At 42.8% G+C, this 17,687-nt stretch carries 12 protein-coding genes; 6 read left to right on the plus strand and 6 right to left on the minus strand.

Translation table 11 applies throughout. The features are described 5' to 3' along the window. Window positions 1-52: 52 nt before the first annotated feature. The 3 genes from VMW78_05505 to eno all read right to left on the minus strand — a co-directional run bounded on the left by VMW78_05505 (window position 53) and on the right by eno (window position 3,938). Entirely contained in the window at window positions 53-1,693 is a 1,641-nt protein-coding gene (locus VMW78_05505) for a CTP synthase (protein ID HUV50458.1), read from the minus strand. Window positions 1,694-1,804: 111 nt separating this feature from the next. Next, window positions 1,805-2,683 (minus strand): hypothetical protein, encoded by an 879-nt coding sequence (locus VMW78_05510; protein HUV50459.1) that lies wholly within the window; start codon window positions 2,681-2,683, stop codon window positions 1,805-1,807. After that, window positions 2,664-3,938: a phosphopyruvate hydratase gene (gene eno, locus VMW78_05515; GenBank protein HUV50460.1), complete on the minus strand. Its 1,275-nt coding sequence runs from the start codon at window positions 3,936-3,938 to the stop codon at window positions 2,664-2,666. Before eno ends, VMW78_05510 begins: the two co-directional genes overlap by 20 nt. Before the next feature lie 85 nt (window positions 3,939-4,023). Between eno and VMW78_05520 the strand changes: the two genes are divergently transcribed. Further along, entirely contained in the window at window positions 4,024-4,419 is a 396-nt protein-coding gene (locus VMW78_05520) for a hypothetical protein (protein HUV50461.1), read from the plus strand. Window positions 4,420-4,575: 156 nt separating this feature from the next. On the opposite strand, the gene VMW78_05525 is transcribed toward VMW78_05520, so the two are convergent. Continuing rightward, window positions 4,576-4,791 carry a hypothetical protein gene (locus tag VMW78_05525; GenBank protein ID HUV50462.1) on the minus strand — a complete coding sequence of 72 codons (216 nt, stop codon included), beginning with the start codon at window positions 4,789-4,791 and terminating at the stop codon, window positions 4,576-4,578. A 355-nt stretch (window positions 4,792-5,146) separates the two neighbouring features. On the opposite strand from VMW78_05525, the gene VMW78_05530 reads away from it, so the two are divergent. Further along, window positions 5,147-8,503 (plus strand): FAD-dependent oxidoreductase, encoded by a 3,357-nt coding sequence (locus tag VMW78_05530; protein ID HUV50463.1) that lies wholly within the window; start codon window positions 5,147-5,149, stop codon window positions 8,501-8,503. A gap of 186 nt (window positions 8,504-8,689) precedes the next feature. Here VMW78_05530 and VMW78_05535 read toward each other — a convergent pair whose 3' ends face one another. Then, entirely contained in the window at window positions 8,690-10,315 is a 1,626-nt protein-coding gene (locus tag VMW78_05535) for an ATP-binding cassette domain-containing protein (GenBank protein HUV50464.1), read from the minus strand. 749 nt (window positions 10,316-11,064) lie between these two features. Between VMW78_05535 and VMW78_05540 the strand changes: the two genes are divergently transcribed. The 4 genes from VMW78_05540 to VMW78_05555 all read left to right on the plus strand — a co-directional run bounded on the left by VMW78_05540 (window position 11,065) and on the right by VMW78_05555 (window position 15,398). Beyond that, the gene (locus tag VMW78_05540; protein ID HUV50465.1) at window positions 11,065-11,502 is read left to right on the plus strand and encodes a DUF2914 domain-containing protein; all 438 of its coding nucleotides are present in this window, start codon (window positions 11,065-11,067) and stop codon (window positions 11,500-11,502) included. Window positions 11,503-11,509: 7 nt separating this feature from the next. Next, window positions 11,510-12,952 (plus strand): diadenylate cyclase, encoded by a 1,443-nt coding sequence (locus VMW78_05545; protein HUV50466.1) that lies wholly within the window; start codon window positions 11,510-11,512, stop codon window positions 12,950-12,952. Between the two features lie 315 nt (window positions 12,953-13,267). After that, complete coding sequence (locus VMW78_05550) at window positions 13,268-14,737, plus strand: leucyl aminopeptidase (GenBank protein HUV50467.1); 1,470 nt, start codon at window positions 13,268-13,270, stop codon at window positions 14,735-14,737. A gap of 4 nt (window positions 14,738-14,741) precedes the next feature. Further along, window positions 14,742-15,398: a thiamine diphosphokinase gene (locus VMW78_05555; GenBank protein ID HUV50468.1), complete on the plus strand. Its 657-nt coding sequence runs from the start codon at window positions 14,742-14,744 to the stop codon at window positions 15,396-15,398. A 108-nt stretch (window positions 15,399-15,506) separates the two neighbouring features. Here the strand turns inward: VMW78_05555 and VMW78_05560 are convergent, their stop codons facing one another. Next, complete coding sequence (locus VMW78_05560; protein ID HUV50469.1) at window positions 15,507-17,498, minus strand: RNB domain-containing ribonuclease; 1,992 nt, start codon at window positions 17,496-17,498, stop codon at window positions 15,507-15,509. Window positions 17,499-17,687 lie beyond the last annotated feature (189 nt).

Below are 17,687 nucleotides of genomic sequence, written 5' to 3' on the forward strand. Positions count from 1 at the left end.
CGCAATAGCGCAGCGGGATTTTTTTTAGCTGTTCCGGTTAAAAGGCTGTTATTTACGCCTGTGCCTGCTTAAGAGCGGCCTTGATAAAATCTTTGAACAGAGGATGAGGGTCCATTGGGCGTGATTTAAATTCCGGGTGGAATTGACAACCTAAAAACCACGGGTGGTCTTTAATTTCGACAATTTCAACCAGTTCTTCGTTCGGTGATGTGCCGCTTATGACAAGTCCGCTTTCCTCAAGTTTGTCTTTATAAGCATTATTAAATTCATACCTGTGGCGATGCCGTTCCGAAATATTTTCCCTGCTGTATGCTTCAAAAGCAAAAGTTTTTTGCCTGATTTTACATGGATATGCTCCAAGGCGCATTGTAGCGCCTTTGTCTGAACTTTTATCACGCATTTGCATTGTTTTGGTTCTGTCATCATACCACTCAAGCATGAGATAGATAACAGGATATGGGTTTTTTTCGTCAAACTCGCTGCTGTGGGCATTTGGCATGCCGGCCACATTGCGCGCAAACTCAATAACCGCTATCTGCATTCCCAGGCATATACCAAAGAACGGAATTTTGTTTTCTCTTGCATATTTAACCGCACATATCTTGCCTTCGATGCCGCGCGATCCAAACCCGCCGGGAACCAGTATGCCGTCGGCAATGCCGAGAGAGCCGGCGCAATTGTTATCATCAATATTTTCTGAATCAACGAATATAAGATTCACCTTGCAATCATTAGCGATTCCGCCATGAGACAGAGCCTCGTTCAAACTCTTGTATGATTCAGTCAGATCTACATACTTTCCGACTATAGCTATGTTAACGGAATGTTTTGGGTTTTTATACTTTTTGACAAGCTCTTCCCATGCATCAAGTTCGGGTGGTTTTGTAAAAATTTTAAGCAGTTCAACAATCTTGTCATCAAGCCCTTCCTTGTGAAATATTAGAGGGACTTCGTAGATGCACTGAACATCTTTGGCGGTGATTATTGCATCACCATCCAGGTTGCAAAAAAGCGCTATCTTGGATTTGAGACTTTTAGACAGGTATCTGTCGGTACGGCAAAGCAGTATGTCGGGCTGAATGCCTATGCTTCTGAGTTCCCTTACGCTATGCTGGGTCGGTTTTGTTTTGAGCTCTCCTGCAGCAGCAATATAAGGAACAAGGGTTAGATGGATATATAGAATATTCTCCTTGCCCACATCTGCTTTGAATTGCCGGATTGCTTCCAGGAAAGGAAGACTTTCTATGTCGCCGATTGTGCCGCCTATTTCAACAATGACTATATCCACCCCATTAGCGGCCAGTTTGATGCTATTCTTAATTTCATCTGTAATATGCGGAATGACCTGGACAGTGCCTCCCAGATAATCTCCTCTGCGTTCCTTGGTTATGACGGAATTATATATCTTGCCGGTTGTAAAGTTATTGTCCCTGCCAAGTTTTGCGTGGGTAAACCTCTCATAATGCCCAAGATCCAGATCTGTTTCAGAACCATCATCTGTTACAAAAACCTCACCGTGTTGGAATGGGTTCATTGTTCCGGGATCAACATTAATATAAGGGTCGAGTTTTTGAATGGTAACGGTAAGGCCGCGACTTTCGAGAAGCGCTCCAATGGATGCGGAAGCCAGCCCTTTGCCAAGGGAGGAAAGAACTCCGCCGGTTATAAATATAAATTTTGTATCATAATGCATATAATAACCTCATTGAAAGGAGTAAGGGATTAAGAGGTAAGGATTAAAAGTGGTATGAACAAGCCAACCGAATGTTGCAAACAATCCTCTTAATCCTTTAATCCTAAATTGTTATTTATATATTTTTTTGAATTCCTCAATGGTTTTTTGAATCTCGCTTAATTCTTCCGGGTCGCGTTGTTTCTGCTCGATCTGACCAGCCTCCATATAGGTTGATTGCAGTTTCATGATATTAAAAAAATCCTCTGAAAATGAAGGGGTTATATTAATATTATCAACAACAATTTCGCGTAGCAAGGTATTGTTTTGATAAATCTCGATACGTATAGGATACCAGTTGTTGTCGAACATCTTCCATTCAACATACCTGAATTCCGTGGTATCCTGCCTGTCGTTTTCCGCCTTTTTGGTGATTATCCAGCGGACCGGCCTGAACGTTTCTTTGTCTATCCATACCTGGGGTGCTGATTCGTCAGGGTATTGAGCGCCCACTATATAGGCTATTTTACCGCGAAAACGTCCCAGGCTTGAAATTGATCCATCAACCCCAAACATGTCAAGCCTTTTTTGGAGCAATATCCTGGAACGATAAAGAATAAGATCCTTATAACTGTCAAATATTGATTTAAAATCGTCTGCAATTTTTCCGTCGATTATTGTTAATGTCCGGTCTTTTGATACAATATGAATTTTTTGAGTATTTTCAGATAAAATATCGGAGCGGAACTCTTCAGGGAAAACATAGCTTAATGTTTCATTTATTTTAACCGCATCCATCTGTCTGGTGTTGTCGTAAAAAATCAGGTTTTGAGAAACCAAAAGTTTTTTGGCGTTCCCGTATTTTTTTATCATTAAATCCAGAAGATGCGGCCCCTGCAGAACATAACAACTTGCCGGTGTATAACAGCACAAAACCATTGCAAGGAAACATATTATAACAAAAGCATTTCTCAGGTATTGATGCATTTTATTATGCAATAAATATATCATCTGAAAATCTGGCTCCGCCACCAAGCTCCTCTTCAATCCTGATGAGCTGGTTATACTTTGCGATCCTGTCTGTACGCGACATTGAACCTGTTTTTATCTGGCCGCCGTTTACGCCGACCACAAGGTCTGCGATAAATGTATCTTCTGTTTCTCCTGACCGGTGGGATATTACTGTAGTGTATCCAGCCTGCTTAGCCATTTCAATGGCATCAAGGGTTTCAGTTACCGTACCTATCTGATTCAACTTAATAAGAATGGAGTTTGCTATTCCCTGTTCAATGCCTTTGCCGAATATCTTTGGGTTGGTGACAAAGATATCATCGCCGACAATCTGGATAGAGTTTTCCAGCCTGTCGGTCATCAGCTCCCATCCCTGCCAATCCTGTTCAGAAAGGCCGTCCTCAATGGAAAGGACAGGATATTTCTCAATTAAACCCTCATAATAGTCGATCATCTGTTTTGATGTAAGTTTTTTATTTTCCGATTTTAAATAATATGTTCCCTGTTTATAGAACTCGCTTGCAGCCGCATCAATGGCAATCCCGATATCTTCCCCTGGTTTATATCCGGCTGATTTAATAGCGCTTATTATTAATTTTATTGCCTCTTCATTAGACTTTAGATCCGGGGCAAAACCTCCTTCATCGCCAACAGCAATAACAAGCCCCTTTTCTTTCAATATCTTTTTCAGGCTGTGAAAGGTTTCTGCTCCCATCTGAATCGCCTGGGTAATCGATTTTGCTCCAACAGGCACTATCATGAATTCCTGAATATCAAGATTATTGGCGGCATGTGATCCGCCGTTAACTACGTTCATCATGGGAATGGGAAGATATCTGGCATTTATCCCGCCTAAATATCTATAAAGAGGCAATCCATAGGCAAGCGATGCAGCCCTTGCAGCTGCCATGGATACGGCAAGTATGGCATTTGCTCCAAGTTTTGATTTGTTTGGAGTGCCGTCTAATTTAATCATATAGTTGTCAAGGGTGTCCTGATCAGCCGCATCCATTCCGAGCACAGCCGGCGCAATAATATCCGTCACATTTTTAATGGCCTTGTTAACTCCCTTTCCATTAAAACGCTTTGATCGTGTATCACGAAGCTCAAGGGCTTCACGTTTTCCGGTTGAAGCGCCGGAAGGCACAATAGCGCGACCAACAGCTCCGCAGGTGAGAATTACATCCGCCTCAACTGTTGGGTTCCCTCTTGAATCCAGAACCTCCCTTGCCTTTACATCAATTATTTCCGTCATCATAACCTCCTTAAAATAAATTTCCCAACTTGACATATAATTAAAAAATGTTACTCTGCCTGAACTTTTATGTCAAGAAACGCTTATGAAAGAGATAGACTTATATACTAAAGCACACCTTGTGGTTGCGGCAATAAGGATTCTTGAGCACCAGGATGATGCTTCTTCCTCTATTGAAAAGGTCTGCCGGATGATATCCTTTTCTCTGGAGCATGGCAATCTTATATGCAAAAAGCTTGGTGAAATGGGAATCATAGATGTTGTTGAAGGATCATACGGGGCCATGCTTTTTGTCAAAAACCATTTAAAAATAGAAGAAATTCCGAGGGGCTTCGGGGAGAGTAAATTAGAAGAAGAGCTTAAAAAATTTCAGAGCAACAAAAAGGATTTATCAAAAAAAATTGAGTTGTTTCAGGCTGAACAGGCAGAAAAGCAAAAAAATCTTTTTGCAGAGCTTGAGAAAAAACTGAAAAATCAATAATATCAACATTTTATATGGTTCATTTTACATCGTTTAAACGTATTTGAAGTCAATATCATCAAACATGACTTGGTCTTATGTGGAATAACCTCGACAAACCGAATTCGATAGCTCTAATTTATTTGTTTCAAAAAAACTGACTTATTTCTCAGGAATCTAATCTGAAGGATGTCCCCTATACCGCATGGTTTCCAGCTTGTTTAATGAGCCTTTTCCGGTCTTTGAATCCGCATCCCAGGCTTCAGGAAATGTATCTCTTATAGCTTTGGCTATACCCGCACCCATGGTACAGTAACAATTGCAACCGTGAATGATTATATCAAACTCCTTGTCTATCGCCAGCTTTAGTAAGTCGCCCTTTATTATTCTCATTTGTGACCCCTGTAAGTGTTTGTTTCGATTTTGTCCTTTTTCGGCCCGCGGTATTTAAACAAAAAGATATAATATATTATGGAATTCTTGTTTGCTGCGGAATTTTTATGATCCTGTTTGGCATATATATGGGCATTTCCCCTTTCATGGATTTCCGTGGGGACTGATTGGATATTCCCAATTTAACAAGTTGCATCTTATACAGCTATCGGATATATTTGATATATATGGAGTGTCTTTTCTAATTGCTATAGCTAATGTAATGCGACAATCTTCCTGGCATTTCTTTATATTATGGGAAGCAAAGGCAAAGGGGTGCGGGATGGAAGGGTATGCGGGAAATAGGAGGTAAGGCTTGTCAAAAAAAATTCAGCTCACGATCAACGGAAGAGAAACCACAGTAAACCCTGAATTTACGATCTTTCAAGCAGCGGAAGAATCAGGGATTCATATACCAACCCTTTGCTATCAAGAACACCTCAAGCCTTTAGGACGATGTCGTTTATGTATAGTAGAAATTAAAGGTAAGGATCGTCTGGTAACATCTTGTATCGCAAAGGTCAAAGAAGGAATGGTTGTAGATACCGATTCAGAGAGGGTCCGCCAGGCACGCCGCAATAAAATAGAATTAATACTGTCCAAACACTATGGAGACTGCGTAGCCCCATGCCACCTCACCTGCCCGGCAAACGTGGATATTCAGGGATATCTTGCACTACTTGCCAATGGCCAATATTTGGAAGCATTAAGAATAGTTAAGGAGCGCTGCCCAATGCCTTTGGTAATCGGAAGGATATGCCCACGCCCCTGTGAAGCTGAATGCCGTCGCCAAAGAGTTGACGAGCCTGTTTGTATTAATTTTGCAAAGCGTTTTCTTGGCGATTACGAGAGAAATAATTATAAAAAATTAATTATATGTCTCCCCGAACCTTCTGGTTACAGGGTTGCAGTGGTTGGAGGAGGACCGGCCGGACTTTCCGCTGCATATTATCTCAGGCAAAAAGGACATGAGGTAACCATATTGGAGGCTATGCCGGAATTAGGTGGACAATTGAGGTATGGAATTCCCAGTTACCGTCTTCCCAGGCATATACTCGATCTTGAAATAGAATCTATGCTTCAGCTTGGAATTGAAGCAAAAACAAATATTTTACTTGGGAAAGACTTTACCTGTGAAAGCCTTCTGGCAGATGGGTATAGCGCAGTTTTTTTAGGTATAGGGTGCTGGGGTACACGCAACTTGCGTATCCCCGGAGAAGAATTAAGTGGCGTTATAGAAGGCACAACTTTTTTAACAGATGTCTCACTTGGGAAAGATGTAGAGATTGGAAATAAGGTAATAGTTATCGGCGGCGGGAATACAGCTATAGATGCTGCTCGCAGCGCCCTTAGACTTGGCGCCAAAAAGGTCGACATATACTATCGACGGTCCCGCGTTGAAATGCCGGCTCTTGCCGCAGAAGTTGATGCAGCGGAAGAAGAAGGAATTGGAATCAATATCCTTGTTGCTCCATCCAGATTAATAGGAGAAAATGGTAAGTTGCGGCAGATGGAATATATCGGTATGGAACTGAGAGAAAAGGATTCCAGTGGAAGAAGGTGTCCTGTGCCGATATCAGGCTCTGAGCAAGTTGTTGACGTGGACACAGTAATAGCGGCAATTGGCCAGATTCCGGATCTTTCCGGGTTACAGCATGACGAGCTTGGTCAAGAAATTGAAACAACACGCTGGGGTACAATTGTAGCTCATTCAGGCACGTTACAAACTAACGCGGCAGGGATCTTTACCGGAGGCGACATTTTTACTGGTCCCAAAACAGTGATTTCTGCTTTTGGAGCAGGCAGACGCGCTGCAAACTCCATTGATCTTTTTCTTCGCAAAAAACCTGTAAAATCCCTTGAAATGCCATTTAACATAAGCAAAGGGCCTCTTGATAAAGTTGGCATGCAAAATTTTGCAGGAATTGATAAAAACCCGAAGGCAAAAATGCCGGAACTTCCTGCAGGTGCCCGGCGCAATAATTTTGAAGAAGTAGATATGGGGTTTTCAGAAGAAACTGCTGTTCAAGAAGCAAAAAGGTGTCTTTCCTGCGGGTGTATTGATGCATTTGAATGCAAATTAAGAAAATATGCAACAGAATACGGAGTAGATATATCAAACATTGAAACCTGGCAGGAGAAAAAGTTTGAAATAAACGAAACCCACCCTTACATCATAGTTGATCCAAACAAGTGCATTAACTGCAGGCGATGTGTACGCAATTGCTCGGAATACCAGTGTTCTGATGCGATCACATTAGAACCGCTGGAATTTGATCAAAAAGACAATGTGTCCTTTTACGGACCTGTAATTAACGATAATTGTGTTTCATGTGGCTTATGTGTTGGCAACTGTCCCACAGGCGCCCTTGTTGAAAAAACGAAAAAACGACCAGGCCCCTTCCACCTTGAGACCATGCCAACCACATGCTCGTTGTGCGGTTGCGGCTGCGCAATAACATTAAACTACATAGGGAAAGACCTTATCAAGATAACATCGAATCTGCATAAGAAACCGAATTACGGCCATTTGTGTATCGATGGAAAGTTCAGATATAAAGATGCAGATGGAAGAAAAAGGCTGGACAAGCCGTTGATCAAGCAAAAGGGGCAATTTATCCCTGTAGAATGGGATGAGGCGATTTCCTATGTTGCTCAGCGGCTAAAAACTCTTCAAAAGGCATATGTCCCTGAATCTTTTGCAGGGATTGCCACATCAGCATGCACAAATGAAGAAGCATATCTATTTCAGAAATTTTTAAGAGCTGTAATTAAAACTCCGAATATCGACTTTTTCGATAGCCTGTCTGAAATAGATATTCTCCCTGAATGTATTTCGCTGTTTTCGGCTACGGCTGAATATAGAACTATTGAAACCGCAAAACAGATTCTTATCACCTCTGACAATCCATCTGTTCGATATCCAATAATCGATGCGCTTGTCAGACGCGCTCAAAGAAAGAACAAAGCGGCAGTTGTCTTTGTGGATGACACATTACCTGATATTTCAGACGAACTGCCTACAGTTTTTCTTTATTCAAAGGAAATTTTTAAGTGGGATGCAAATCAGCTCGAACAAATTTTTTCAATGTCCAGGCAGGGATTTTTGCATCTTTTTCCACTTCTTTTTAAAACCAATGGTTATGGATTGCTTAATATGGGCGTTTCCCCAAACCTCTTCCCCGGACAAAAGTGGATAAGTGATATTGAAGAACGCAAAAAATTTGAAAATGCCTGGAAAACAAATCTGCCTGAACAGCCAGGATTATCAACAGGAAAAATACTGGAAAAAACTCTCACAGAGGATATTCGTGTAATTTATTTGATGGGGGACATTCCTGAAGCTGTTGAATATGATGACACAGTAAAAAACGCTCTTTCTCAGGCTGAATTCTTAGTGGCTCAATCACCTTATCATTCACGATTATTGTCAGCCGCAGAAGTAATCCTTCCCCCCCCTCCACTTAATGAATCAGAGGGAACCATTACCAATATCGAGGGAAGGGTAAGTTCCTTATCTGTTCCAAACACTATGCGGAGCAAAAATAAACAAGGAAAAGACATAATAGCGCAGATTTCAATGCAAATGGGCCATCCAATGTCCCTAAACAGTATTGATGAAACAACCAATACCCCACATGGAAACCTCCGGAGCCAGGCTTGGAGCGGATGATCTTTCCCCTTTTTGGGCGATGACAGGATAGTTGCTCTGGCCTTATAGATGTAAGGCAATTCTGTATAGTGCCGCTTTTTGTAGATTAGTATTAATTACAGCCAGGCATAGGCTTTTTTATTACACCTTGTATTTTCCCTGTCTGTTTTTTTAATTCATAACCCGGTGTCCTTTGAAACCGGTTGCTTAAGCGGCCTTACGGAGCATGCCTTCACGGGTTTTCAAAACCTCCGTTCTTTCAATATACTCGTCGAAAGTCATGAGTAGATCAATGACGCCACCAGGGATGATTTCGATAATCCGATTTGCCACGGTATTCACGAACTCGTGGTCATGGGAGGTAAAAAGAATCACATCCTGGAAGTTGAGCAGGCTGTTATTTAATGACGTGATCGATTCCAGGTCGAGGTGGTTGGTGGGTTCATCCATCATCAGGACATTGGATTCGGAAAGCATCATCTTTGAGAGCATACAGCGAACTTTTTCCCCACCGGAGAGTACGCTGATCTTTTTAAGGGCCTCTTCCCCGGAAAAGAGCATGCGTCCCAGGAAGGTCCTGGCAAAGCTCTCCCCCTCTGTTGGGGGAGCGAACTGCAGGAGCCATTCGATAAGGTTCCGTTCACCTTTGAAATAGGCGCTGTATTCTTTGGGAAAATAGGAGTGGGTGATGGTGGTTCCCCAATGGAAAGTTCCGCTGTCCGGTTCTATCTTCCCTGCCAGAATTTGGAAAAGGGTAGTCTTGGCCAGGCTGTTCCCGCCCATCAAGGCGATCTTATCCCCTCCGTTCACGGTAAAACTCACGTTGTCCAGTACCTTTTCACCATCAATGGTCTTGGTGAGTCCGTCAACTTCCAGGATCACGTTACCACAGGGTCGTTCCGGCTTGAAGCAAATAAACGGGTATTTTCTTGACGACACCGGCATGTCCTCAACGGTGAGTTTTTCTAAAAGTTTCTTTCGGGAGGTGGCCTGCTTAGACTTGGAGGCGTTGGCACTGAACCGCTGGATAAAAGCCTTCAGTTCATTGGCCCGGTCGGTGATTTTCTTGTTTCCCGCCTGTTTCTGTTTCAGATTCAGTTGGCTGGCCTGGTACCAGAAATCGTAGTTCCCCATGTACACCGAGATCTTACCAAAATCAATGTCTGCGATGTGGGTGCAGACCTGGTTCATGAAATGACGGTCATGTGATACCAGGATTACCGTGTTCTGGAACCTGTAGAGAAACTCCTCAAGCCAGGCAATGGACTTGAGGTCCAGGTTGTTGGTGGGCTCGTCCAGAAGCAGGACGTCCGGGTTTCCAAACAGGGCCTGGGCAAGGAGCACTCGCACCTTTCCCCCGCCCTCGAGTTCCTTCATCTTTTTCTGATGCATCTCTTCGGTAATTCCCAGATTGTTTAAGAGAACCCCCACTTCAGACTCTGCCTCATAGCCGCTCATCTCTGCGAATTCAACCTCAAGCTCACCTGCTCTGATTCCGTCCTCTTCGGAAAAATCCGGTTTATCATAAAGAGCCTCCCTGTCTCTCATAATTTTGTACAGCTTTTCATGGCCCATTATTACAGTGTTTAAAACCGTCTCTTCGTCAAAGGCAAAGTGGTCCTGTCTTAAAACCGCGATTCTCTCCCTGGCTCCCACGGAGACGGTTCCAAAGTCCGGTTCGATATCCCCGGCAAGAATTTTCAAAAATGTGGATTTTCCTGCTCCGTTGGCGCCGATGAGTCCGTAGCAGTTGCCTGGTGCAAACTTTATATTAACGTCTTTGAACAGAACCCTCTTGCCATAGGCGAGGGTAACATTGGTGGTGCAAATCATTGTTGTTTTGTTTCCTTTTTGTTAAATATTAAAAGCCACAGGAACGGATCCTGTGGCTCGAAAAGCATAGAATAGACTGCGCAACACATCTATCGATAGTTAATTACCATTTTCTCCAAGTAGGTTAAAGATTCAGAAGGATCAACCTGAAACAAACTGCCTGAAACAAACTGTTTGATAGAGCTTATGGGAATATTAAAAGGGATGTACAATTTAATAAAAAATAATTTAAAAAGCAAGCCAATTTTGATATCTTGCCGGGAAATAAACATATCAATAGTATCAAATGGATGAAACATACAATAATTATAGGTACTTGGAGTCAGGTTCGTTTTTCATCATATCAAATGGTTTTCATGATATGGGGCAAATAGCAGTAGCCACCACTTTGAAATCAACAAAGCCGAAGCTGACTGAAATTATCTCAACCCGCCGTGAGTTTGTCTGGTAAGCGTGGTGAAAAAACTGCAATTGCAAAAGAGAATCAATAGTTACTTCTTGACGATATAAACTTATAAACCGGAGGATGTCCCGGAATTTCTATACGGCCATGACCCCCAACAATTCAATATCCAGAGCATATACTTTAAAACAACCTGTGTTCGCATAATGCATGAGGGTTATTTATGATAATAATAAATGACCGCATGATTTTACTTGCAAAATTATAAATATCAGCTAAAAATCGATAACAGCACAACTTGGTTCCTATTAAGTTCTGAAATACTTTTATTTTAAAAAACAAAACCATGAGATGCAAATTTTGTTTAATACTGATTTTATTGCTGGCTGCTGATTTTTTCTTTGTTTCCCATGGATTTCCCCAGGATCCAAATAATGCTCAGCCTCTTAAGGTCCCCCAAAAACTGACCCTGACTCACACAGTAATGTGTGAGGAAATCAAGGACTATGCCCCTTATAATTCGGCGGTAGTGTTTTCGATTGCCATCGGCAAAGTCTCGTGTTTTACCTCATTTGATCCTGTACCTGAAAAAACGTTTATTTATCACGAATGGTATTACCAGGATAAACTCAGCGCAAAGAAAAAGCTGTACCTTCAACCGCCGCGCTGGTCAACCTATAGCAGTATTCAGCTCCGGGAAACCGATAAGGGCCCATGGCGAGTGCAGATACTCGACCACAAAGGCAATCTGCTTGATATTGTAAGATTCAGCATCACGGACTAATTGAGAAATGAAAATACTGTTGCCTTTTTTTGCGACCTTACGATGGCAGGATATCGCGGATATACTGTTAAACAGTTATATACTGTTTCGGCTTTACGTCCTTTTTAGAGGGACCATGGTCTTTCGGGTGATTACCGGAATCGCGATCCTGTGGGTCTTCCAACGAACAGCTGTTTTTTTCGGTTTAATTTTAACCAGCTGGGCACTTCAGGGAATTATGGCGGTTGCCACACTCATTATCATCATTGTTTTCAGAAATGAAATCCGCAGCGTTCTTCAGGCCAAGAATTTAAAAACCATTCTCTGGGGTTTTTCTTATAAGCCGTTTCATCCACCGATAGAAATCATTGTGGAAAGTATTTATACATTGTCCCGGCTACGTATCGGGGCACTGATGGTTTTCCCGGCCAAGGACGATCTCGAAGAGACAATTCAAAAGGGGATGCGCTGGAATGGATCGGTATCCAAGGAAATGATAATCAGCATCTTCTGGCCTGATAATCCTGTCCATGACGGTGCTGCTATAATTAAGGGGAATCAGATTACCGACGTCGGAGTCATTCTGCCGTTATCCCACAACAATGATCTGCCTTCTCGTTACGGAACCCGTCACCGTGCAGCGCTCGGATTGGCCGAAACCACAGACGCCTTGATTGTCGTTGTTTCCGAGGAAACAGGAAAAGTGGTTGTGGCTAAAGATTCGACAATCTCGGATATTGCAGGAAAGGACGAGCTGATAAAAAAGTTACAGGTGCATGCTGGAACAATTGAAGAAAATAAGGGTCTTTTGAGGAAAAGCAGATTAAAACTAGGCGTTGCAGCGTTTTTATCCATCATATTGGTAACGGTTGTATGGTTCGGTTTTTCAAAAGGAATAGACACCCTGATCACCCTGGAAATCCCTTTAGAATACACCACCCGTGATCCCCGCATGGAAATTATTGACACTTCCGTGAATACCGTCAGCCTCCAACTGGGAGGCTCGGGAACTTTAATAAAATCGATTCGACCCGATCAGGTTCATGTGCAGATGGATCTGGATAAAGCCGTTGCCGGACGTAATACCTTTTCCATTACCAAAAAAAATATTACCCTGCCGCCGGGAATTTTTTTAAAAAAGATCACCCCCTCAATCGTTGAAGCGACCCTTGATATCACCATCAAAAAAACACTGCCTGTTCAGGTTGACTGGGTAGGTAAGCTGCCCGAGCAACTGATACTATCGGAAGTAAGGGTTGAGCCAAAAGCCATCGAGGTTGTCGGCGGAAATCGCGTTTTGGACAACATCACAACCATCTACACGGAAAAAGTTCAACTTGACAATATCCGAAAATCCGGGGCAATCACGCTGAATCCGGTTCTCATTCCGGCATCTTTAAAAGTTGCTTCTGGTTCCAAAAACAAAATTAACGTTTCATATGTAGTCAAACCAAAATTGCCTTCTAATTAGTGCCTGACCAAGAACCTCAAATCTTTTTATAATCCACCTATTATAACGTTTACAAAGGTGAAGATTTTCCGATTTTACCGAATCCGCAGACACGAGTAAAACCCGGAAAATCTTCGTGGTGAAATGCTATGAGAAATCGGATGTAAAGTCTGTTTTATTGCATAAAACAAGCTGTAATAAAACGGCGTTCTGGTCCGGCAAGGGTTTTAAATGAAAAGCCGCTGAAAGTATGATATTGACTTAATATACCTTTTTGATAAACAAATAAGATCTTTTTGGTTCTGGTCCGGTCTCTTTTAAAAAAAGGAAAAAAACATGCTTAATCTGACATCTGTTGATCTAAAAAAAGTAAAAACGGAAACACTTATTATACCCGTTTGTGAGGATAAAATAATTCATGACAACCAGTTGATATCCTTGCTTATTAAAAAAGCAAAGCAGCTCAAGGAGTTTACAGGTAAAAAAAATGATGAAGTAATTTTTTACGACATTGAAGAGGTAAAAGCAAAAAGGGTGATGTTTCTTGGACTTGGGAAACTTGAAAAAATCGATACTGAAGCGTTGCGGGAGTTTGCGGGCAAAGCGGTAAAAAAATGCATGAAAATAAATCTTCCTGAGGTTCTTCTAAGCGTCCCCTGCGGTAAAAACATGAAGATCGAGGTTGCATCAGCGCTTGAGGCCATGATGGAAGGGGCGTTTCTTGGGAATCATATTTTTGATAAATATAAAAAGGATAAAAAAATAAAGCCTCTCAAGAAAATTGAGCTTCTTGTGAAACCTGATGAGGCGGAAAAATACAGCGGATTATCAGCACGTATCTCAACTGTTTGTGCGGGAACCATACTGGCGAGAGACTGGGTCAGCACCCCGTCTAACGATAAAAGGCCTGAGCAGTTTACAAGGTCTATTGTGAACCTTGCCGAAAAAGAAAATCTTACTGTAAGGGTTTTAGATGAAAAGGAGCTGAAGCAAAAAGGGTTTAATGCAATGCTGGCTGTGGCAGCCGGCAGTCAGATCAAGGCAAGAATGGTCATACTTGAATATAACCCCAAAAAAACAGGGAAGAGGATAGCCCTGGTGGGGAAAGGTGTTACCTTTGACTCCGGCGGTATTAATTTAAAACCCACCAACTCCCTTGATGGCATGAAAGCGGATATGTCCGGAGCCGCCGCAGTTGCCGCGACCCTGATTACGGCGGCAAGGCAAAAGCTTGATGTAAGCGTTGTCGGAATAATCCCGATCGTTGAAAATATGCCGTCAGGCAGCGCCTCCCGTCCAGGAGACGTCGTAAAAAGCTATGACGGAAAAACAGTTGAAATAGGAAATACAGATGCTGAAGGCAGGCTGATATTGATAGACGCGCTCTCCTTTTGTATAAAAAAATATAAACCTCATACCATTATTGATATTGCGACCTTAACCGGAGCATGTGTCGTAGCGTTAGGGGAAAAAATCGCGGGGCTGTTTTCTTTTGATGATGAGCTGGCAAAAGCCATAGAATTATCCGGCAAAAAAACTCATGAACGCTGCTGGAGACTGCCCATGCCTGATGATTACAAAGAGCTTCTCAAGAGCGATTTGGCAGACATAAAGAATGTAAGCAGCTCGCGCTGGGGCGGCGCTATTACAGGCGCCCTCTTCCTTGCGGAGTTTGCCGGAGACTCCAGATGGGCTCATATTGATATTGCGGGACCGGCTTATATCAAAAAAGGGGATGGATACTGCGGCGCGGGCGGCACCGGCTTTGGCGTGCGGCTTTTTTGTGATTTGCTTGACAAACTGTAAACCGATGCAAGCCGTTATATTTGCAAATGGGATTATTGATGATGCCGGCTCTGTCTTTAGCGGAAATGATTTAATCATTGCTGCAGATGGCGGGCTGCATCACTGCCGGAGCTTAGGCATAACTCCTGATGTGGTAATAGGAGATATGGACTCTCTTGCCGGAGATGACATAAAGGGGCTACAAATCGCAGGCGTAGAAATAATACGTTATCCGGCAAAAAAGGATCAAACCGATCTGGAGCTGGCCTTAAAGCTTGCTGTTGACCGCGGCGCTGATGAAATCGTTGTGTTCGGCGCCATGGGCGGCCGCTGGGATATGAGTATTGCAAATATTTTGCTTCCGGCTGAGCAAAACCTGTCCAATGCAACCATCCGTATTATAGATGGACGCCATGAAATCATGCTGCTGCGGGCAGGAAAAGAGATAACATTCCATGGGGGAAAGGGGGATATTCTCTCTCTGATTCCTCTGGGCCGTGACACTCTGGGCATAACCGCTATCGGGCTGGAATATCCCCTGAAGGATGATATGTTGAAATTGGGCTCAAGCCGTGGGATCAGCAACGTATTTATCGAAAATTCGGCCACGGTATTTCTAAAACAGGGCCTGCTGCTCTGCGTTCATATTCAAAAAGAGTTTGAAGTGCCTAAAGTGATCTAAAGTGCCTAAAGTTGTTGAATTCTGTCAATTTTATAAAAAAGTGGAGCGTAGCGAGTCATTAACTTTAGCTCACTTTAGTCACTCGTAACTTTAGTCACTTTGAAGTGCCTATCCCATATACACGGAAAGCACATCCTTTCTTGCATTAACATGCTGCAATCTGACCTGAATCAGGTCTTCGGGCTTTAAATCTATTCCGCTCGATACAGGCAGCTCACATTCTATCATATATTCCTTTATAAGCGCCTGGTAGCTGTTTTTCCGCTTAAAGAGCACAAGAGCCTCCTCTTTTTGGTTGATTCTTTTTTCAAGATACTTAAGCAGCCAGTATCTGTGGCGGCTGTTTTGAATTTTCAGCACGCAGCTCACGGGCTGCTCAAGCAATTGAATTATGCGTTCTATCTCCTCGATACTATAAGGTTCTTCCAGCCCGAGGATGGCCCGAATCTGGCGCTGCGTGACAAGGTCATAATATTTGCGGATAGGTGACGTGGCGGTAACATAAGCCTCCAGCCCCAGCCCTGAATGATGTTCCGGCTCCCGACCTAACACATAACGGCTTAGCAGCTTTCGTTGCATCCAGTTTTGAAACAGAGTTCCGTCATTGCCTTTATAGAGGCGCCCGCGCGGTTCCGGCTGGGATCTGAAAATTGCAGGAGCATTCTGTTTTGCCAGGAAACGGGCCATCAGCCAGTTGGCCATTATCATTATTTCCGCAACCAGCATCCTCCCGGGGCTTTCCCTCTGCACCCTTTTTATAGTTAGTTCTCCGGCCCCATTTGTCCAGAGATTAATTTCAGGCAAAGTTATTTGTAATGCGCCCCTGCCAAACCTGAATTCACGAAAATTTTTTGCTATATCATACAGGATGCCTATTTCCCTGTCATCCTCTGCAATCATGTTAACATCATAATATGTAAGTTGTTGTTTTACCCTTATAAGGCTTGGAATAATCTCAAAATCAATTATTTCAAAAAACCGGCTTAATTCTACCATTACACTTATGGCCGGACGCAATTCTCCGGCTTTCAGGCTGCATAGATCCTCGGCAAAGCATGCCGGCAGCATCGGTATTTTCCTGTCGAGCATGTAAATTGAGCTTCCGCGAGCAACGGCTTCCTGGTCAATAATATCCCCTTTTTTGATAAAGTGGCCCACATCGGATATATGAATACCAAGTCTGTAGTGATCACCGATCTCCTCAATGCTTAAGGCATCATCAAAATCCGTGGTCAACTGCCCGTCTATCGTAATAACAGGAAGCATGGTCAGATCCTCTCGACCACCATATATGAAAATGTCACTCAATGAACCTGCCATTTCCGCCGCTTTTTTCATTACCTCCTCAGGAAAGGCGGTCGGGATTTTATATCTGTACAGATCAATGTTTTCATTTTTATCCCATACACCCAGCTTTACTAAAAGCTGAAAAACAGCTTCACCATCTCTTATGCCGGCCTTTTCAAGCATTGCTTTACCAAGAGCATAATCTGTGCTTTCCTTTTCAAACAGATAAAAGGACTCTAATATCTTTACATATTCTAAGGACAGAGAATCAGGTGAAAAAGAGCCTTTATCTGCATTGACCATTTTATTAAGCCATGCCCCGCCCTCCTCTATTATCCGATCTTTTCGAGCCTCCTCTCTTCTATTGGCAGCAATCTGCTCAACCTGGTTTTCTGAATTCGGAAAAAAGCGATCAAGGTCGAACTTAAAATAAAGCCTGTCGTTAAAAAATGCCCTGACAACCGCTGCCTCGTGATCACCGTCAGGGCTATTCGGAAAACACAGTTCGGTCATAGTGGCCAGATCGATCCATTCCTGTTCTGAATGTAATATATCCCATAACTCCCCGATATTTACACTGCCGATCAGATGTTTGCGCTTGTTTGCCGCTGCCTTTAAAGCTTCAACCAGCTCATATCTGCTTGATGAAAGATCCATGCATGTGCTGGATTTATGTGAAACACGGCCTGTGGAAAGTTTTACTTCCCGGTCTTTTTCTGTAAGAAGCCGCAATTTCGTATTTTTGACTTCCATAACAACCGCGCATATTATTTTCTGGCGGTCGATATATTCAATAATATTTCCTGGTTTCATATTTAAAATCATAACAACCGGCTTCTTTAAAGTCAATGTGTGGATGCCATTAAGTTGTTTGACCATGGGCTGATTCTTTAGTTAAAAAACAAACACCCAATACCGAACATTCCACAGATATTTTTGAAAGATGAACGTCCAACATCGAACATTGAACGTCGAATAATGATGTCGCTTCGCTCTTCAAAT

The organism is Anaerolineae bacterium (genome assembly GCA_035529315.1).
Taxonomy (GTDB): domain Bacteria; phylum Desulfobacterota; class Desulfobacteria; order Desulfobacterales; family ETH-SRB1; genus Desulfaltia.

What these genes read in the sequence shown, in the direction of transcription:
- VMW78_05505 (HUV50458.1), bottom strand. Translation starts at nt 1,693, where the DNA reads ATGCATTATGATACAAAATTTATATTTATAACCGGCGGAGTTCTTTCC.
- VMW78_05510 (HUV50459.1), bottom strand. Translation starts at nt 2,683, where the DNA reads ATGATATATTTATTGCATAATAAAATGCATCAATACCTGAGAAATGCT.
- eno (HUV50460.1), bottom strand. Translation starts at nt 3,938, where the DNA reads ATGACGGAAATAATTGATGTAAAGGCAAGGGAGGTTCTGGATTCAAGA.
- VMW78_05520 (HUV50461.1), top strand. Translation starts at nt 4,024, where the DNA reads ATGAAAGAGATAGACTTATATACTAAAGCACACCTTGTGGTTGCGGCA.
- VMW78_05525 (HUV50462.1), bottom strand. Translation starts at nt 4,791, where the DNA reads ATGAGAATAATAAAGGGCGACTTACTAAAGCTGGCGATAGACAAGGAG.
- VMW78_05535 (HUV50464.1), bottom strand. Translation starts at nt 10,315, where the DNA reads ATGATTTGCACCACCAATGTTACCCTCGCCTATGGCAAGAGGGTTCTG.
- VMW78_05540 (HUV50465.1), top strand. Translation starts at nt 11,065, where the DNA reads ATGAGATGCAAATTTTGTTTAATACTGATTTTATTGCTGGCTGCTGAT.
- VMW78_05545 (HUV50466.1), top strand. Translation starts at nt 11,510, where the DNA reads ATGAAAATACTGTTGCCTTTTTTTGCGACCTTACGATGGCAGGATATC.
- VMW78_05550 (HUV50467.1), top strand. Translation starts at nt 13,268, where the DNA reads ATGCTTAATCTGACATCTGTTGATCTAAAAAAAGTAAAAACGGAAACA.
- VMW78_05555 (HUV50468.1), top strand. Translation starts at nt 14,742, where the DNA reads ATGCAAGCCGTTATATTTGCAAATGGGATTATTGATGATGCCGGCTCT.
- VMW78_05560 (HUV50469.1), bottom strand. Translation starts at nt 17,498, where the DNA reads ATGAAACCAGGAAATATTATTGAATATATCGACCGCCAGAAAATAATA.